Here is a 16,541-nt window from a genome sequence, read left to right as displayed (position 1 = left end):
GTTTATGGCAAGATTGATGAATAACTATTTGTTATGGAAAGATTTTTATTTGTTTGGTCTGCAATAATACTGATTGGTGATTATTTTTAGCACATGTTCATTCGGTTATTTTTTATGCAGCTCAATCACATAATCTTCAACACGAAAGATTAATCCGATCGCTGCAGCAACAGTTTTGCCATATTAATCGACTCGACCAACTGCGTTCGGTTAACTCGCGGTGAGTTGAGATCCATCACTTTTTGCCATAGTTCGATGGCTTGTGCGTAGTTCGCCTGCATAAACGCATCGGAAGCCAGCAGCATCAGAGCAGTGATTTCGTTTTCGTCCAGCATGAGAGCTTTATCGATCATCGTGCGAGTCTGAGCAGTCATATGCTGGCTTGCCTGATAGTAGAGCACCGTCGCCAGCGCCGCGTACAGTTCAGCGTTCTCACCACGTATCTGTAACGCCTGCCGGTACGCCAGCAGCGAATTGCGGTAATCGTTTTGCCACAGGTAATACTCACCCAGCAACGCCCATTGCTCGCTGTTTTGCGGGTTAGCGCGGATTTTATCCTGCAATGCCTGAAGCTGTGCCTCCGGCGTTTGCTGGCGGGCAAACTGATGTAACGGATCGCGCTGACGCTGATATTCACCGCGTACAGCTTGCCATCTCGGACTCAACAAATAACTGCTGATACAGAGAAATAACATCAAAATCGTGAGTGTTGTCAGCATTTTCACCGGAATTTGAGGCTGTCTCATCGCTTCGCCCTCACCCGCCAGAGGATCAGCGCCATCAGCAGTAACAACACCACGGGCAGCGCCCACAGGACCAGCGTCTGACCAGTTAATGGTGGGTTATAGCGAACAAAATCACCGTAGCGTTCAGTCATCCAGCCGATGATCTCGGCTTCGTTTTTCCCCTCCGCCACCATGCTGTAGACCTGATGGCGCATACTAACCGCCACCGGCGCGTTGGATTCCAGTAAGTTTTGATTCTGGCACTGCGGGCAGCGTAACTGGCTGGCAATATTTAACGCCTGTTCCTGTTGTTGTGGATTGGCAAATTGCCAGGTGTCTACGACCTGAGCACGCACAAAACAGGCGAACAGCAGCAGCAAAGTGAGAAACCCTTTATTCATCGCGCTTCCTCCCCCGCCATGCACTTAATAATGCGCCTGCAATCATCAACAATCCTCCCCCCCAGATCCAGCGCACGCCGCTTTGTACATACAAACGAAATGCGTAGCGATCCGACCCGGTTTTCTCGCCCATGACCGCATACCAGTCATGAATGCCGTTCCAGCGAATTGACGGCTCCATCATTTGCTGACGGCGTGCTTCATAAAAACGCCGCTCCGGCGTTAATTCACCAATACGTTGCTGATGGTCAAACAGTGCCACTACCGCTTTTTCGCTGGTGTAATTGCCTTTGGCTTGCAGATCGAGACGCTCAAAACGGAAGGTGTAACCCGCCAGCGTTACCTCCTGCCCGGGCTGTAAATTCAGGCTGATCTCCTGACGACTCATGCTGGAAACTACAATCCCGGCGGCAAATAACAGTACGCCCGCATGCGCCAGCAGCGCCGGAAGCTGCGCGCGTTTGCCAGAAACAAACGTCGCCAGCACAATCGCCACCAGCATCAACAGGCCAAACGGCAAGGTCGCGCGGTTGAAATACGGCGCGCCAACGGAGAGTCGCCCCCAGCCCAGCAGGCCGTAAATCATCGGATAAAGCGTTCCCACCAGCACGATCAGTAACACCGCGCAAAACAGCAACAGCGTTGCGAGGATTAACATTTCCCGCGATAACCCTGAAAAACGCATAACCGGACCACCGTCCCGCGCTCGCCAGCCATATAGCGCCAAAGACGCAAGGCTAATCAGCATAAACAGACTGAATAACGGCACGGCGCGGACGTTATCCAGCGCGAACGCATGAACCGAAACCAGAATACCGGAACGAACAATCAACGTACCCAGCAGCGACAGCATCAGAGTGACTATCGCCAGCAGCAGCGACCAGTGACGGAAAATCCCCCGCTGGCGTGTCAGGGACAAACTGTGCAACAGCGCAGTGGCAGAAAGCCAGGGTAATAAGGAGGCGTTTTCCACCGGGTCCCAGAACCACCAACCGCCCCACCCCAGTTCACAATAAGCCCACCAGGAACCGAGGATGATCCCCGCCGTTAATGCACACCACCCCGGCAGCGCCCAACGCCAACAAACATGGGCGCAGGCAGCATCAAACTCGCCACGCAGTAAACTTGCCAGCGCCACACTCGCCGCCACCATCAAACCGCCATAGCCAAGATAAAGCAGCGGCGGATGGAAGATAAGACCAGGATGCTGCAGCATCGGATTGAGATCGCGGCCTTCGATTGCTGGGGGGAATATCCGCACAAAGGGATCGGACCACAGCACCACAAACAGTAGCAGCGCGGCGAGCATGAGAGATAAAACGGATAACGTCAGCGGAAATAGCGGATCGGTTTGCTGCCGATAACGCCAGGCAAACAGCGCGCTCCAGGCGGAAAGTAGCAGCACCCAAAGCAGCAGCGAACCTTCATGACCGCCCCACACCGCCGCCAGTTTAAGTTCCCACGACAGCAGGCTGTAGCTATGTTGGGCGACATAAATGACCGAGAAATCGCTGATGAGAAAACAATACGTCAGCACGCCAAAGGCGAGCAGCAGGAGCGCGAACTGCGCCAGGATGCCAATGCTGGTGAGTCGCATCATGGCAGGCCTGCGCAACCGCACTCCCGCGAAGGTTGTCAGCGGGGTCAACACGTTGACCCCGAGACTTAACAACAACGCCAGAAAACCGACTTCAGGAAGGAATACGTCCAGAAACCACCTCTTTTCTGGCTTACGCCACCGTTAACTGTCCGGCGTAGAGAATGAAAAAGCGCAGCATCAACACTCCGACCAGGCTGGCTCCACACGCCGTCAACACGGCAGGAATGCCGGAACTGCGATTCACCCACGGTTTGAGTAGCAGCGGTACAATCAGTCCCAGCCCGGCGACACCAAGCCAGAACCACCACGTCCAGAAACCGCCGCCCAATGCCGCCGCCAGTGCACGCACTTTACCGTCATCGCCCAGCGCGAGGCCGACGAAAAACGCCACCAGCAGGAAGATTTCGCCCCATACCACAGGGATTTCCATTCGGTGAACAAAGTGCGCTTCCGTGGAATGCGGATTACTACGCTGACGTATCGCCATAGCGATCAGCGCCACAGCCGCACCGGACGAGATGCCGGAAAAGAGAAACAGCACCGGCAGGATCGGGTTATTGAGGAACGGATACGATTTCAGCGCCGACAGCAGAAAACCGGTATAAGCCCCCAGCAGCACCGCCAGCACCAGCATCAACGTTTCCAGTCCGCGATGAACGGGCGTCAGCAGGCTCAGAACTTTTTGAACGATCCCCAGCTTCGGCAACCAGCGTTGTTGCAGGGCAAGCAAATCGTGTTCAAAGATTTTCGCCAGCCACAGCACCAGCACCACCATGTAGAGCTGAAACAGCATCACCCCCATCGACATGACCGAGGTAAAACTGTAGTGAAACATCAGCTTCCAGAAGGTCCACGGCTTTGTCAGGTGGAAGACGAGGATCAGCAAACCGAGGATCACCGCCCCAGGCCCGACAATCAGCGTGGTGCGCAGCAACGTGCTGTCTGCGCCGCCTGCCTGTGGATAGAAGCGACGCAGCAACACCGCCAGCGTCACCAGTCCGGCAGAAATACCAACCAAAAACAAATAGATGGCAATCGGCCAGTCCCACACCAGCGATTCAAAATGAAATGCGGAAGCCTGCGTCATTGGCTCACCTCCCCGTATTTAAACGGTACACGGTACAGCTTCGGTTTGGTTCCCAGCGCCAGCTTGTAGCGGTAAGTGGGCTTCTGGCGCAGCAGTTGCGAAATCTCACTGTTGGGATCGTCCAGATTGCCAAACGTCAGCGCCTTCGTCGGGCAAGCCTCAACGCACGCGGGTAGCTTACCGGCTTGCAAATTGGTCTTACGGCAGAAATCGCATTTGTCCGCCGTCTTCGTGACCGGATGGATAAAGCGCACGCGGTACGGACAGGCGGCGATGCAGTACTGACAACCGACGCAGAGATCCGGGTTAACATCGACAATCCCGCTGGCGGCATCGCGAAAAGACGCGCCCGTTGGGCAGACGTCAACGCACGGCGCATGGTCGCAGTGCTGACAAGACTTACGGAAGAAGCGATATTTCACATCAGGAAATTTGCCCTGCGGCTCGCTACGAATAATCGTCAGGCGCGACACACCTTCCGGCACCTTGTTCACTTCCCGACAAGCATCCATACAGGCGGTACAGCCGATGCATAACGACTCATCATGCACCATGCCGTAACGTACCCCATTGATATTCAACGTTTTCGCCACCACGCGCCCTGCGGTGCCGCTGACGGCTGCCAGCACGCCGACGCCGGTGAGAAACTGGCGACGTGACCAGGTCATGGCTGCTCCTTAAGCAACGGAACAGACGCCGGGTTAAAGTTCGGATTGGTGCGTTGATCGCTGTGGCAGTCGACGCAAATCTTAATCCGTCCTTTGTCACTTAACGTCTGCATCGTATCTTGCTGTGGATGCAGAGAATGGCAACTGGCGCACGCCACCTTGGTCACGTGGACATCGTGCGGCCAGAACGCTTTTTGCAACTGTTCCGGCAGATGGCAGGACATACAAACGCTGTTCTGCTCACCAACGTTGTACATCGGCTCGTTAAAGCGCATCACATCTTTCACCCCTTCGCGGTGTTGCGGTGACGGCTGGCCGTGACAGTTGGTACAGGTGACCGGCAGTTTGTTATTCGGGTTGATAACAGAAGCATGTTTGCCATGCATACCTTCGGTGTCTGGCTTATGACAGTCCAGACAGGCGGCATCCGGGTTACGCTGCTGGGTAACCTCGTAGCGATCATCAGATGCCTGCGCCGCAGGGGTAGCGGTAATTCCGTTCAGGCTCCACAACAGGCCCGACGCCAGCACCCCGGCAGTTAATAACGAACGTAATACGCTCATATTCACTCCATTGTGTTTTCCGCCCCTTGCGAGGCGGAACGGGGGTTATTGGCTTAACAGACCGTTTTTACGAGCCTGGTCTTCCCACTGCGGGATCACCGTTTTAATGAAATCCTGTTTCTCGGCTTTGATTTGCTCCATGTTCAGGCCAATTGCCTGCTGGGCTTTCTCTTTGGTCGAGATATCCGGGATCTGGATTTCATGGGTAATGCCTTTGGTCGCCAGCAAACGCGCCAGTTTGGTACGGGCATCTGCCGCTTTATCCATCGCCGTGCCAAGCATCCGCAGACCTTCTTCCGGCGCGTGCATATGAATGCCGTGGGAAGCGATCGCCAGATCCCAACGCCACTGGGCATGACGGATGTCGTCCTGAATCGGCTTCATCTCAGCTTCTGTCGCGCCTGCATCCAGCGCTGCTTTTGCTTCGAAGTGGGCGTGTACCAGTTGGTCTTCAACCTTGATTTTCAGGTCATTAATCGACTGTTTACGTTCCGCGACCACTTTTTGCAGCGTGGCTTTGTCCTGGGTATGACAGTTCGCACAGGTCTGGGCGAAGTTATCAAACGGATTGCCAATTTTATGGTCGGTGTAAAGTTTGCCTTCGGCGTTCTGCACTTTCGGCATATGGCAGTCGATACAGGTCACGTTGTTTTTGCCGTGAATGCCCGCACTCCAGGTTTCATATTCCGGGTGCTGCGCTTTCAGCATTGGCGTTTTCGACAGGGAGTTAGTCCAGTCAGAGAAGGCAATTTTGTCGTAATACTGCTCCATATTTTCGACTTTCATGCCGTTATCCCACGGGAATTTTACGGCCTTATCTTTACCGTCAAAGTAATATTCCACGTGGCATTGACCGCAGACCATTGACTGCTGGTCGAAGCGTCCGCCTTTCTCAAAAGGCTTGCCAATCGCTTCCATCGCACGTGCCGCATACGGACGTGAAAGGGTTAACTCCGGTTTACCTTTGGCGAACTCTGGTGAGGCGGTGTTATGGCAGTCGGCACAACCTAAGTTGTTGACGATTTCCGGGCCGCCGCGCGCCCATTTACCGTGGAAGTAACCATCTTCTCCATCTTTCTGGATTAACCGCGCCACGTCCGGGCTTTTACAGCTCCAGCAGGCCATCGGCATCGTGCCATCTTCGGCATTTTTCGGTGCACCGGTACGCAAAGTTTCACGCACATCGGTCACAGCAAAGGCATGCCCGCGCGGCTTGTTGTAATCGCGTGAGAAGGGATATCCCGCCCACAGGATCACCAGACGTGGATCTTCCGCCAGTGCGTCAACACGCTCTGATTGTTCCGAGGTAGCTTTCCAGGAGAGATATTGATCGGGGTGCTGTGGGGCAAAGGTTTCATTCTTCGCTTCCACAGTTACAGGTTTCGCGGGAGCAGCCGTTTGTTCAGCGTGAACAGAAGTGAAAAAGAAAAAAGGAATCAATAAGCTGAAGATACGGCGTGCGTTTATTTTTATCCTTGTCATAGGGGCTTCATCCAAATTTTGCCATTGAGGTAATGGCAGTTTTTATTGTTTTTTCATAACAGTAACCGCACATACACTGTTATGACATTGCTCGCCCCTATGTGTAACAAATAACCATACTCATAATGTTGTCTTTAATCAATTGTAAGTGCATGTAAAATACCACTTTAGAGTTAGTCAGTATTCCTCCTGTTTTCAACAGCATGCATAACTGCATGTTCCAGAAAGAAAATGCCAACTTTTGTTGGTACCCTTCAAAAATAATCCTGTCGCTTATTTGCACAATTCTACTTTTGCGTGATCTGCCGCCCAAATACTAAACAAAACTGCCAATACCCCTACGTTTAACGCTTATGCCACATATTATTAACATCCTACAAGGAGAACAAAAGCATGAGTCAAATACACAAACACACCATTCCGGCCAACATCGCAGACCATTGCCTGATAAACCCTCAGCAGTACGAAGCGATGTACCAACAATCAATTAACGCACCTGATACCTTTTGGGGCGAACAGGGAAAAATTCTCGACTGGATCAAACCGTATCAGAAGGTGAAAAACACCTCCTTTGCCCCGGGTAATGTCTCGATTAAATGGTACGAGGACGGCACGCTGAATCTGGCGGCCAACTGCCTCGACCGCCATCTGCAAGAAAACGGTGATCGTACCGCCATCATCTGGGAAGGCGATGACGCCAGCCAGAGCAAACATATCAGCTATAAAGAGCTGCACCGCGACGTATGCCGCTTCGCCAATACCCTGCTCGAGCTGGGCATTAAAAAAGGCGACGTGGTGGCAATTTATATGCCGATGGTGCCAGAAGCTGCGGTTGCGATGCTGGCTTGTGCGCGCATTGGCGCAGTGCACTCAGTGATTTTCGGCGGCTTCTCACCGGAAGCGGTTGCCGGGCGCATTATCGATTCCAGCTCACGACTGGTGATCACGTCCGATGAAGGCGTGCGGGCCGGACGCAGCATCCCGCTGAAGAAAAACGTGGATGATGCGCTGAAAAACCCGCATGTCACCAGTGTTGAGCACGTCGTGGTACTGAAGCGTACTGGCGGAAAAATTGACTGGCAGGAAGGGCGCGACCTGTGGTGGCACGACCTGATTGAGCAAGCGAGCGATCAGCACCAGCCGGAAGAGGTAAACGCCGAAGATCCGCTGTTTATTCTCTACACATCCGGTTCTACCGGAAAGCCGAAAGGCGTGCTGCACACTACCGGTGGTTATCTGGTGTACGCGGCGCTGACCTTTAAATATGTCTTTGATTATCATCCGGGCGATATCTACTGGTGCACCGCCGATGTGGGCTGGGTGACCGGACACAGTTACTTGCTGTATGGCCCGCTGGCCTGCGGCGCGACCACGTTGATGTTTGAAGGCGTGCCCAACTGGCCGACGCCTGCCCGTATGGCGCAGGTGGTGGACAAGCATCAGGTCAATATTCTCTATACCGCGCCCACGGCGATTCGCGCGCTGATGGCAGAAGGCGATAAAGCGATTGAAGGCACCGACCGTTCGTCGCTGCGCATTCTCGGTTCCGTGGGCGAGCCAATTAACCCGGAAGCGTGGGAGTGGTACTGGAAGAAGATCGGCAACGAGAAATGCCCAGTGGTTGATACCTGGTGGCAGACCGAAACTGGCGGTTTCATGATTACACCGCTGCCTGGGGCGACCGAACTGAAAGCCGGTTCTGCGACGCGTCCGTTCTTCGGCGTGCAACCGGCGCTGGTGGATAACGAAGGCAATTCGCTGGAAGGGGCCACTGAAGGCAGTCTGGTAATCACTGACTCCTGGCCGGGTCAGGCACGTACGCTGTTTGGCGATCACGAGCGTTTTGAACAGACTTACTTCTCCACCTTCAAAAATATGTATTTCAGCGGCGACGGCGCGCGTCGAGATGAAGATGGCTATTACTGGATCACCGGGCGTGTGGACGACGTGCTGAACGTCTCCGGTCACCGTCTGGGGACGGCGGAGATTGAGTCAGCACTGGTAGCGCATCCGAAGATTGCCGAAGCCGCCGTGGTGGGTATTCCGCACAATATTAAAGGCCAGGCGATCTACGCCTACGTCACGCTTAATCACGGGGAGGAACCATCACCAGAACTGTACGCAGAAGTCCGCAACTGGGTGCGTAAAGAGATTGGCCCGCTGGCGACGCCAGACGTGCTGCACTGGACCGACTCCCTGCCTAAAACCCGTTCCGGCAAAATTATGCGCCGTATTTTGCGCAAAATTGCGGCGGGCGATACCAGCAACCTGGGCGATACCTCGACGCTTGCCGATCCTGGCGTGGTCGAGAAGCTGCTTGAAGAGAAGCAGGCTATCGCAATGCCATCGTAACTCTCAATTGCCGGATGCAGCGTAAACGCCTTATCCGGCCTACGTTCGGCAAGGGTTACCCAAGCGTTAACCTTCTCCCAAACGGGAGCTGGAATTAAAACAATCCCTACATTACCTCTGGAGAATCTGTGATGAATGGCACTATTTATCAGCGGATAGAAGACAATGCGCATTTCAGGGAGTTAGTCGAAAAACGGCAACGGTTTGCCACCATCCTGTCGATTATTATGCTGGCAGTTTATATCAGCTTTATTTTACTGATCGCCTTCGCGCCCGGCTGGCTGGGCACCCCGCTGAATCCGAACACCAGCGTCACACGCGGTATTCCCGTTGGCGTTGGGGTAATTGTTATCTCCTTTGTTCTCACTGGTATCTACATCTGGCGGGCGAACGGTGAATTCGACCGTCTAAATAATGAAGTCCTGCATGAGGTACAAGCATCATGAAAAGAGTTCTGACGGCGCTTGCCGCCACACTCCCTTTCGCAGCTCACGCCGCGGATGCTATTAGCGGGGCCGTTGAGCGCCAGCCAACAAACTGGCAGGCGATTATTATGTTCCTGATTTTCGTCGTGTTTACGCTCGGCATTACCTATTGGGCGTCAAAACGCGTGCGTTCTCGTAATGACTACTACACCGCAGGCGGCAATATCACAGGCTTCCAGAACGGGCTGGCGATTGCCGGTGACTATATGTCTGCCGCCTCATTTTTGGGGATCTCCGCGCTGGTGTTTACCTCCGGCTATGACGGGCTGATCTACTCGCTGGGCTTCCTGGTGGGCTGGCCGATCATTCTGTTCCTGATTGCCGAACGTCTGCGTAACCTGGGCCGCTATACCTTTGCGGATGTGGCTTCTTACCGCCTGAAACAAGGGCCGATTCGTATTCTTTCGGCCTGTGGTTCTCTGGTGGTGGTGGCGCTTTACCTTATCGCCCAGATGGTCGGCGCCGGTAAATTGATCGAGCTGTTGTTCGGCCTTAACTATCACATTGCAGTGGTGCTGGTCGGCGTGCTGATGATGATGTACGTCCTGTTCGGCGGCATGCTGGCGACCACCTGGGTACAGATTATCAAAGCCGTGCTGCTGCTGTTCGGCGCCAGCTTTATGGCCTTTATGGTGATGAAACACGTCGGCTTTAGCTTCAACAATCTGTTCAGCGAAGCGATGGCGGTACACCCGAAAGGTGTCGACATCATGAAGCCGGGCGGACTGGTGAAAGATCCGATCTCAGCACTGTCGCTGGGGCTTGGACTGATGTTTGGTACGGCTGGGTTACCGCACATTCTGATGCGTTTCTTTACGGTCAGCGATGCCCGCGAAGCACGTAAGAGCGTGTTCTACGCCACCGGATTTATGGGCTACTTCTACATCCTGACCTTTATTATCGGCTTTGGCGCGATCATGCTGGTTGGTGCGAATCCGGAATATAAAGACGCGGCGGGTAAGTTGATTGGCGGTAACAACATGGCGGCGGTTCACCTGGCTAATGCGGTGGGCGGCAACCTGTTCCTCGGCTTTATTTCAGCGGTTGCTTTCGCCACCATCCTCGCGGTGGTTGCGGGTCTGACGCTGGCGGGCGCATCAGCGGTTTCTCACGACCTGTACGCCAACGTCTTCAAAAAAGGCGCAACTGAACGTGAAGAGCTGCGGGTATCGAAAATCACCGTGCTGATCCTCGGCGTGATTGCCATTATCCTCGGCGTGCTGTTTGAGAATCAGAACATCGCCTTCATGGTGGGCCTGGCGTTTGCCATCGCCGCGAGCTGTAACTTCCCGATCATTCTGCTTTCCATGTACTGGTCGAAACTGACCACCCGTGGGGCGATGTTGGGCGGCTGGTTAGGGCTGATTACTGCGGTGGTGCTGATGATCCTCGGCCCGACTATTTGGGTACAGATCCTCGGTCACGAAAAAGCCATCTTCCCGTACGAATACCCGGCGCTGTTCTCCATCTCCGTGGCATTCCTCGGCATCTGGTTCTTCTCGGCAACCGATAATTCAGCGGAAGGGGCGCGTGAGCGTGAACTGTTCCGTGCGCAATTTATCCGTTCCCAGACCGGCTTTGGCGTTGAGCAAGGCCGCGCGCATTAATCTCTACCCTTCCCCGGTCGCCTGATCGGGGAATTTCTTCAGAACATCATCCAGGCCACCAGCGGCGAAACCAGTACCATCAATATGCCAGAAAGCATCATGACCAGACTGGCAACCACGCCCTCTTGTTGACCCAGTTCATACGACCGCGCAGTCCCGGCGCCATGAGACGCCGCGCCAAATCCGGCGCCTTTCGCCATCCCTTCGCGAATAGAGAGACGTAAAAACAGCACGTCGCCAATCGCCATACCAAACACGCCGGTGACCACCACAAACAGCGCCACCAGATCGGGCTGTCCGCCGAGCGACTGGCTCGCTGCCAGAGCAAATGGCGTAGTGACCGAACGCACCGCCAGGCTACGCTGGATTTCATCCGGCAGGGTAAATAATCGTGCCAGCCATACCGAGCTGGTCACGGCCACCACCGTTGCCGTCAGTACGCCCGCCGTCAGCGACATCCAGTGACGTTTAATGATCGCCCGATTGTCATACACCGGCACCGCAAAAGCGATGGTTGCCGGGCCTAATAACCATAGTAGCCAGTGCGCTTCGCCAATATAGTTTTGCCAGGAAATATTGCCAAAAACCAGCAGCATAACCAGTAGCGCAGGCGTCAGCACCAGAGGCATCAACGGCAGTTTACGAAAGCGGCGATAAAGGCGTTTGTTTAGAAAATAGATAACCAGCGTAATCGCCAGGCAGAGCATACTTAGCTGAAAATTAGTCACGGTTTAACCTGCGCATTTCATAGCGATAGACTTTTTCCACTACCCAGGCGGTCGTGCCCAGTACCATCACCGTGCTCAACGCGATCACCGCAAAAATACGCCAACCATCCACCAGTAACAGTTGTGCATAGTTCACCACCGCCACCACGGCAGGAACAAAAAACAGCAGCATTTCGGCCAGTAGCCAGCGCGCCCCGGCACGTACCCATTGCAGCGGAATAATGCGGCAAACAATCAGCGCCAGCATCAGGATCATCCCCACCAGGTTGGCGGGCAGCGGCAAATGCAGCCAGGAGACGAGATATTGCGCAAAAATAAATAAACCTGCATACAGCACAACCTGGACAAATACCTGGATAGATTGCACAACGGCAGGGGTAATGCGGCGAAGCGCCACGGACATGAGGGGATATCCTGAAAATAAAACAGAACGTTAAGTATAGAGAGCCCCATGCCGCTACTGAAATGAATTAAAATCATTGCAGGTATAGTCAAAGGGAATAGTTATGGATATCAGAACGCTGCGTTATTTTGTCGAAGTGGTGCGCCAGCAAAGCTTCACCCGCGCAGCGGAGAAGTTGTTTGTGACCCAGCCAACTATCAGCAAGATGCTGAAGAATCTCGAAGATGAGCTGAACTGTATATTGTTGATCCGCGATGGTCGTCGGCTGCTTCTCACTGATACTGGTCACGTCGTGTTTGAGCGCGGGCTGGCTATACTGGCTGAGTTTCGGCAACTGGAGGCTGAACTTGGCGATATCAATCAGCTTAAAACCGGCGTTTTGCGGCTGGGGATCCCGCCGATGGTTGGCATGTTAATGGCCGGGCCGATTGGCCTGTTTCGCCAGCGTTACCCCGGCGTCGAGCTGAAGATTTCGGAATTTGGCGGGCTGACCGTGCAGCAGGCGGTAATGAACGGCGAACTGGATATGGCTCTGACCGCCCTACCGGTAGAAGAAAGCGGCCTGACAACGTTATCGCTGTTTAGTCATCCGCTTTGTGTGCTGGCGCCGCGTTCAGGTAAATGGCTTGAGCGTGATGCCGTCTCACCGGAGACACTGGCGGAACATCCTCTACTTATCTATAACGAAGATTTTGCCTTAAGTAAGCAATTGATGGCGTTATTCGATGAACATGGCGTTAAACCGAGGATTGCGGTTCGCAGCGGGCAATGGGATTTCCTCGCCGCGATGGTTCAGGCAGGTGTCGGTATAGCCATTTTGCCGGAACCCATTTGCCAGCGATTAGATAAAAACACCTTAAAATGGCTGCCGCTGGAAAGCGAACTAAGCTGGAAATTAGGAATGATTTGGCGTGAGGGCGTTTACCTTTCCCACTGTGCTCAGGCGTGGCTGACCTGTTGTGAAGGTTACTGGTTAACGCCAGAGTAAGACGGGTTGGCGGGCTCGCCCGCCAACCATGCAGGTTATTGATTTTCTTCAATCAACAACGCTTCCAACAAATCGAGATCGTGCAGTAATTTTTGCAGCGTTTCGTTGCTGATCTCCCGCGTGGCGCGCAGGTGATAAAGTTCCGCACGTTCAGAACGCAGTGCCGCCAGACGGAAGCGACGTTCCAGGTTCTCTTCCTGCACCGAACTTTCAACGTCATTACGTCCATCGGCGCGACGACGCAAGTTACCAATGACGCGAGAGCTGACTTCGGTAAGCAACTGGTTGTCGATATTCTCTTCAGCGTCTGCCGCCAGTCGTTCTTCCATTTTCTGGATCGCCACAATCGCCACTTCTGCCGTTGCCGCGCGCGCAATGCGTTCCTCTTTCAACTGCTGCGAATGGTCTGCAACTTCAATGTGTTGTAGCAGAACAGGCAGCATCACCACGCCAACAAACAGCGAGAAAAGAATGACGCCAGCCGCCAGGAACACCAGCTCATAACGTGCCGGGAAGACGTTACCATCCGGCAACAGCAGCGGAATAGAGAGCACACCGGCCAGGGTGATGGCACCGCGAACTCCGGCAAAAGACGCGATAAGAATTTCTCGTGTGGTCCACGAACCAAACTCCATCGGTTTCTTCTTCAGGAAGCGGTTACTGAATTTTTTCATCGTCCACAGCCAGCCGAAACGGACCAGCATGAGCGCGGCGTAAATCAAGATGATGTCGGTAAATAGCATCCAGATTTCGACGTTCGGGTCGATCTCTGCCGCCATCAGCGACGTCTCCAGAATACCCGGTAGTTGCAGGCCCAACAGCAAGAACACCATGCCGTTAAAGACAAACTCCAGCATCGCCCAGGTGCTGTTCGCACGCAGACGCATCGCCAGCGGCGCACGGCGCATCACGCCTGAACGGGTGATAGTCATCCCGGCAGCAACCGCCGCAAGGATACCGGAAACGCCAATATGTTCGGCAATCAGATAAGAGGCGAACGGCAGCAGGAACAGCAGTACGATCTGTGTCGCAGGTTCATCGCCGCCCCAGCGGCTCAGGAAGCGCAGCGAGCGACCATACAGCCAGCTCACTACAAACCCCGCGAGAATACCGCCGATCGCGACTTTCATAAATTCGACCGTCGCACCACCAACAGTGAAGATCATGGTCCCCATCGCAACTGCCACGGCAAACTTCAGCGACACCAGGCCGGAGGCGTCATTCATCAACGCTTCGCCCTGCAAAATGCCCATGATTTTTTTCGGTATTCGCCCTTCACCGACAATCCCGGAAAGCGCCACGGCATCGGTCGGAGAGAGCACCGCCGCCAGCGCAAAGGCCGGAATTAGCGGAATGCCTGGCACCACCCAGTAAATGAGGAAGCCAATGCCGACTACGGTGACGACCACCAGCGCCAGCGCAAGACCGAAGATCTCTCGGCCATGTTCGAGAAATTCGCGGGTCGGCGTTTTCCAGCCATCAGCAAACAGCAGCGGCGGGATAAACAAAACTAAAAAGAGTTCAGGATCAAACTCCACATGCAAACCAAACGTCGGCCACGCCAGTAGCGCACCAATGGCGATTTGCATAAGCGGAAGCGGGATCTGAAAGGGCATGACACGAGTGACCACCCCGGACAGCGAAACCACGAGGGTCATTATCAGTATGGTAAAGAAGATTTCCATGCGTTCCCTGTTTGCAATGTTTTTTATGATTTGAGAAAGGCGTTATGCCCAGACTCTCAGTATTTTCAGAATATCGCAAAAGCTCACACAATGTACGGAGAAAATAAAAACGGGCAGCCATTGCCGCCCGTTTTCAGAATCTTATTAAAGCTTAGATAGCCCAGCCACCCGCGTAGAAGGTGACCAGCGCCACGGCGATAACGACCGTACCAATATTCAGTTTACGCCATTCGCCAGAAACCAGACGACCAATCACAAGGGTCGCGAAGCCGATCATGATGCCAGTTACGATGTTACAGGTCAGCACGATGAATACCGCCGTCACCAGCCCCGCCATCGCATCGACGAAATCAGCAAAGTCGATTTTCGCCACGTTGCTCAACATCAGCAGGCCAACGTACATCAGCGCCGGAGCCGTTGCGTAACCAGGAACAAGGTAAGAGAGCGGAGAGAGGAACAGAATCAGCAGGAACAATACGCCAACGGTGATAGCCGTCAGACCAGTTTTACCGCCCGCCGCCGTACCCGCCGCAGATTCGATGTATACCGCTGCCGGAGCCGCGCCCACCAGGCCTGAGAAAACGCTGCTCAGGGAGTCGGTGGTCAGCGCTTTGCCGCCATCAATGATCTGCCCGTCTTTATCCAGCAGGTTCGCCTGACCGGCGACTGCACGGATGGTTCCGGTCGCGTCGAAAACAGCAGTCATCACCAGCGCCAGTACGCTCGGCAGTACCACCGGATTCAGCGCGCCCATAATGTCCAGGCTACCAATTAGCGAATTACCATTTTCATCGCTCAGTGACGGCATGGCGAAAACGCCAGAGAAGTGGACATTAGGATCGAAGAGCAGGCCCACAATCGAGATACCGATAATAGTCAGCAGAATGCCGCCCGGCACTTTCAGTTTTTCCAGACCGATAATCACCGCCAGACCTACCAGCGACATAATGACCGGGAAGGTTGCGAAATCCCCCAGCGCAACCGGCAGACCATCAAGCGGGTTTTTAATGACCAGGCCAACACCATTAGCTGCAATCAGCAGCAGGAACAGGCCGATACCAATCCCCGTACCGTGCGCCACACCGTGCGGCAAGTTGCGCAAAATCCAGCTACGGATACCCGTTGCAGAAATGACTGTAAACAGCACCCCCATCAGGAACACGGCGCCCAGCGCGACCGGAACGCTAATATGCTGCCCCAGCACCAGGCTGAATGCAGTAAACGCCGTCAGGGAGATGGCGCAACCGATAGCCAACGGCAGATTGGCCCACAGCCCCATCGCGATAGAACCAATCCCGGCAACCAGACAGGTCGCAACAAAAACTGCCGCTGGCGGGAAGCCCGCTTTACCCAACATGCCCGGAACGACGATTACCGAGTAGACCATCGCCAGAAACGTTGTTAACCCGGCAACCACTTCCTGACGGACAGTGCTTCCACGTTGTGAAATTTTAAACCAGGCGTCGAGTGAACCGCCGGTACGCGCTGATGGCGTAGACATAGAAAACATCCCCTGAGAGTTTATTTTTCGTCAAGATGCGTGGCGGACAATCCCCTGCCAGCGAAACGTTATCTTCCTGCTCCAGGTTTGCGACAATTTGGGGCGTCGCAAAAAAGCAAACGTTTAGCTCCGCGCATACAAAACGGGTGGTAAAAAAAAGCAAACGATTATCCGGCGATCATAGCGGCTTTTTCAACCGAAGTTTGCTGCTTTTTTCCCTTTTCTTGTATTGCCGATGAAAAACCAGGCAATTGATGCGCAAACGT

At 54.1% G+C, this 16,541-nt stretch carries 15 protein-coding genes; 4 read left to right on the top strand and 11 right to left on the bottom strand.

Annotation, left to right across the window (positions count from 1 at the left end; translation table 11 throughout):
* Positions 1 to 149: 149 nt before the first annotated feature.
* From nrfG to nrfA, 7 genes are read right to left on the bottom strand one after another with little or no spacing between them, the layout of a single operon-like run.
* The gene (nrfG, locus tag A9180_RS01705) at positions 150 to 746 is read right to left on the bottom strand and encodes a heme lyase NrfEFG subunit NrfG (protein ID WP_064525641.1); all 597 of its coding nucleotides are present in this window, start codon (positions 744 to 746) and stop codon (positions 150 to 152) included.
* The gene (gene nrfF / locus A9180_RS01700) at positions 743 to 1,126 is read right to left on the bottom strand and encodes a heme lyase NrfEFG subunit NrfF (RefSeq protein ID WP_064525637.1); all 384 of its coding nucleotides are present in this window, start codon (positions 1,124 to 1,126) and stop codon (positions 743 to 745) included. Before nrfF ends, nrfG begins: the two co-directional genes overlap by 4 nt.
* On the bottom strand, positions 1,119 to 2,837 hold the full coding sequence (locus A9180_RS01695; RefSeq protein WP_074399407.1) for a heme lyase CcmF/NrfE family subunit: 1,719 nt from the start codon (positions 2,835 to 2,837) through the stop codon (positions 1,119 to 1,121). Before A9180_RS01695 ends, nrfF begins: the two co-directional genes overlap by 8 nt.
* 19 nt (positions 2,838 to 2,856) lie before the next feature.
* Complete coding sequence (gene nrfD / locus A9180_RS01690; protein WP_064525632.1) at positions 2,857 to 3,813, bottom strand: cytochrome c nitrite reductase subunit NrfD; 957 nt, start codon at positions 3,811 to 3,813, stop codon at positions 2,857 to 2,859.
* Positions 3,810 to 4,481 carry a cytochrome c nitrite reductase Fe-S protein gene (nrfC, locus tag A9180_RS01685; protein ID WP_052908218.1) on the bottom strand — a complete coding sequence of 224 codons (672 nt, stop codon included), beginning with the start codon at positions 4,479 to 4,481 and terminating at the stop codon, positions 3,810 to 3,812. Before nrfC ends, nrfD begins: the two co-directional genes overlap by 4 nt.
* The gene (nrfB, locus tag A9180_RS01680) at positions 4,478 to 5,044 is read right to left on the bottom strand and encodes a cytochrome c nitrite reductase pentaheme subunit (protein ID WP_064525629.1); all 567 of its coding nucleotides are present in this window, start codon (positions 5,042 to 5,044) and stop codon (positions 4,478 to 4,480) included. Before nrfB ends, nrfC begins: the two co-directional genes overlap by 4 nt.
* A gap of 45 nt (positions 5,045 to 5,089) precedes the next feature.
* On the bottom strand, positions 5,090 to 6,526 hold the full coding sequence (gene nrfA, locus A9180_RS01675; protein ID WP_064525626.1) for an ammonia-forming nitrite reductase cytochrome c552 subunit: 1,437 nt from the start codon (positions 6,524 to 6,526) through the stop codon (positions 5,090 to 5,092).
* Between the two features lie 393 nt (positions 6,527 to 6,919).
* Here nrfA and acs point away from each other — a divergent pair, with 393 nt between their 5' ends.
* The 3 genes from acs (at position 6,920) to actP (ending at position 10,970) form a co-directional block, all read left to right on the top strand.
* Positions 6,920 to 8,878, top strand: a complete 1,959-nt coding sequence (gene acs, locus A9180_RS01670) for an acetate--CoA ligase (protein ID WP_064525623.1) — start codon at positions 6,920 to 6,922, stop codon at positions 8,876 to 8,878.
* A gap of 131 nt (positions 8,879 to 9,009) precedes the next feature.
* Positions 9,010 to 9,324, top strand: a complete 315-nt coding sequence (locus A9180_RS01665) for a DUF485 domain-containing protein (protein WP_001337746.1) — start codon at positions 9,010 to 9,012, stop codon at positions 9,322 to 9,324.
* On the top strand, positions 9,321 to 10,970 hold the full coding sequence (gene actP, locus A9180_RS01660) for a cation/acetate symporter ActP (RefSeq protein ID WP_064525620.1): 1,650 nt from the start codon (positions 9,321 to 9,323) through the stop codon (positions 10,968 to 10,970). Before A9180_RS01665 ends, actP begins: the two co-directional genes overlap by 4 nt.
* A 38-nt stretch (positions 10,971 to 11,008) precedes the next feature.
* Here the strand turns inward: actP and A9180_RS01655 are convergent, their stop codons facing one another.
* The gene (locus A9180_RS01655) at positions 11,009 to 11,698 is read right to left on the bottom strand and encodes an LrgB family protein (protein WP_064525617.1); all 690 of its coding nucleotides are present in this window, start codon (positions 11,696 to 11,698) and stop codon (positions 11,009 to 11,011) included.
* Complete coding sequence (locus A9180_RS01650; RefSeq protein ID WP_064525613.1) at positions 11,691 to 12,101, bottom strand: CidA/LrgA family protein; 411 nt, start codon at positions 12,099 to 12,101, stop codon at positions 11,691 to 11,693. Before A9180_RS01650 ends, A9180_RS01655 begins: the two co-directional genes overlap by 8 nt.
* A 103-nt stretch (positions 12,102 to 12,204) precedes the next feature.
* On the opposite strand from A9180_RS01650, the gene A9180_RS01645 reads away from it, so the two are divergent.
* On the top strand, positions 12,205 to 13,089 hold the full coding sequence (locus A9180_RS01645; protein ID WP_064525610.1) for a LysR family transcriptional regulator: 885 nt from the start codon (positions 12,205 to 12,207) through the stop codon (positions 13,087 to 13,089).
* Between the two features lie 35 nt (positions 13,090 to 13,124).
* Here A9180_RS01645 and A9180_RS01640 read toward each other — a convergent pair whose 3' ends face one another.
* Both A9180_RS01640 and ghxP read right to left on the bottom strand, forming a co-directional pair.
* Positions 13,125 to 14,774 (bottom strand): Na+/H+ antiporter, encoded by a 1,650-nt coding sequence (locus tag A9180_RS01640; RefSeq protein ID WP_064525607.1) that lies wholly within the window; start codon positions 14,772 to 14,774, stop codon positions 13,125 to 13,127.
* 151 nt (positions 14,775 to 14,925) lie between these two features.
* Positions 14,926 to 16,275: a guanine/hypoxanthine transporter GhxP gene (gene ghxP, locus A9180_RS01635; protein ID WP_000106865.1), complete on the bottom strand. Its 1,350-nt coding sequence runs from the start codon at positions 16,273 to 16,275 to the stop codon at positions 14,926 to 14,928.
* Positions 16,276 to 16,541: the final 266 nt, after the last annotated feature.

It is taken from the genome of Escherichia sp. B1147, from assembly GCF_001660175.1.
GTDB lineage: Bacteria > Pseudomonadota > Gammaproteobacteria > Enterobacterales > Enterobacteriaceae > Escherichia > Escherichia whittamii.
Note: the sequence above shows the minus strand (reverse complement) of the source record. Positions and strands in the feature narration are given on the sequence as shown.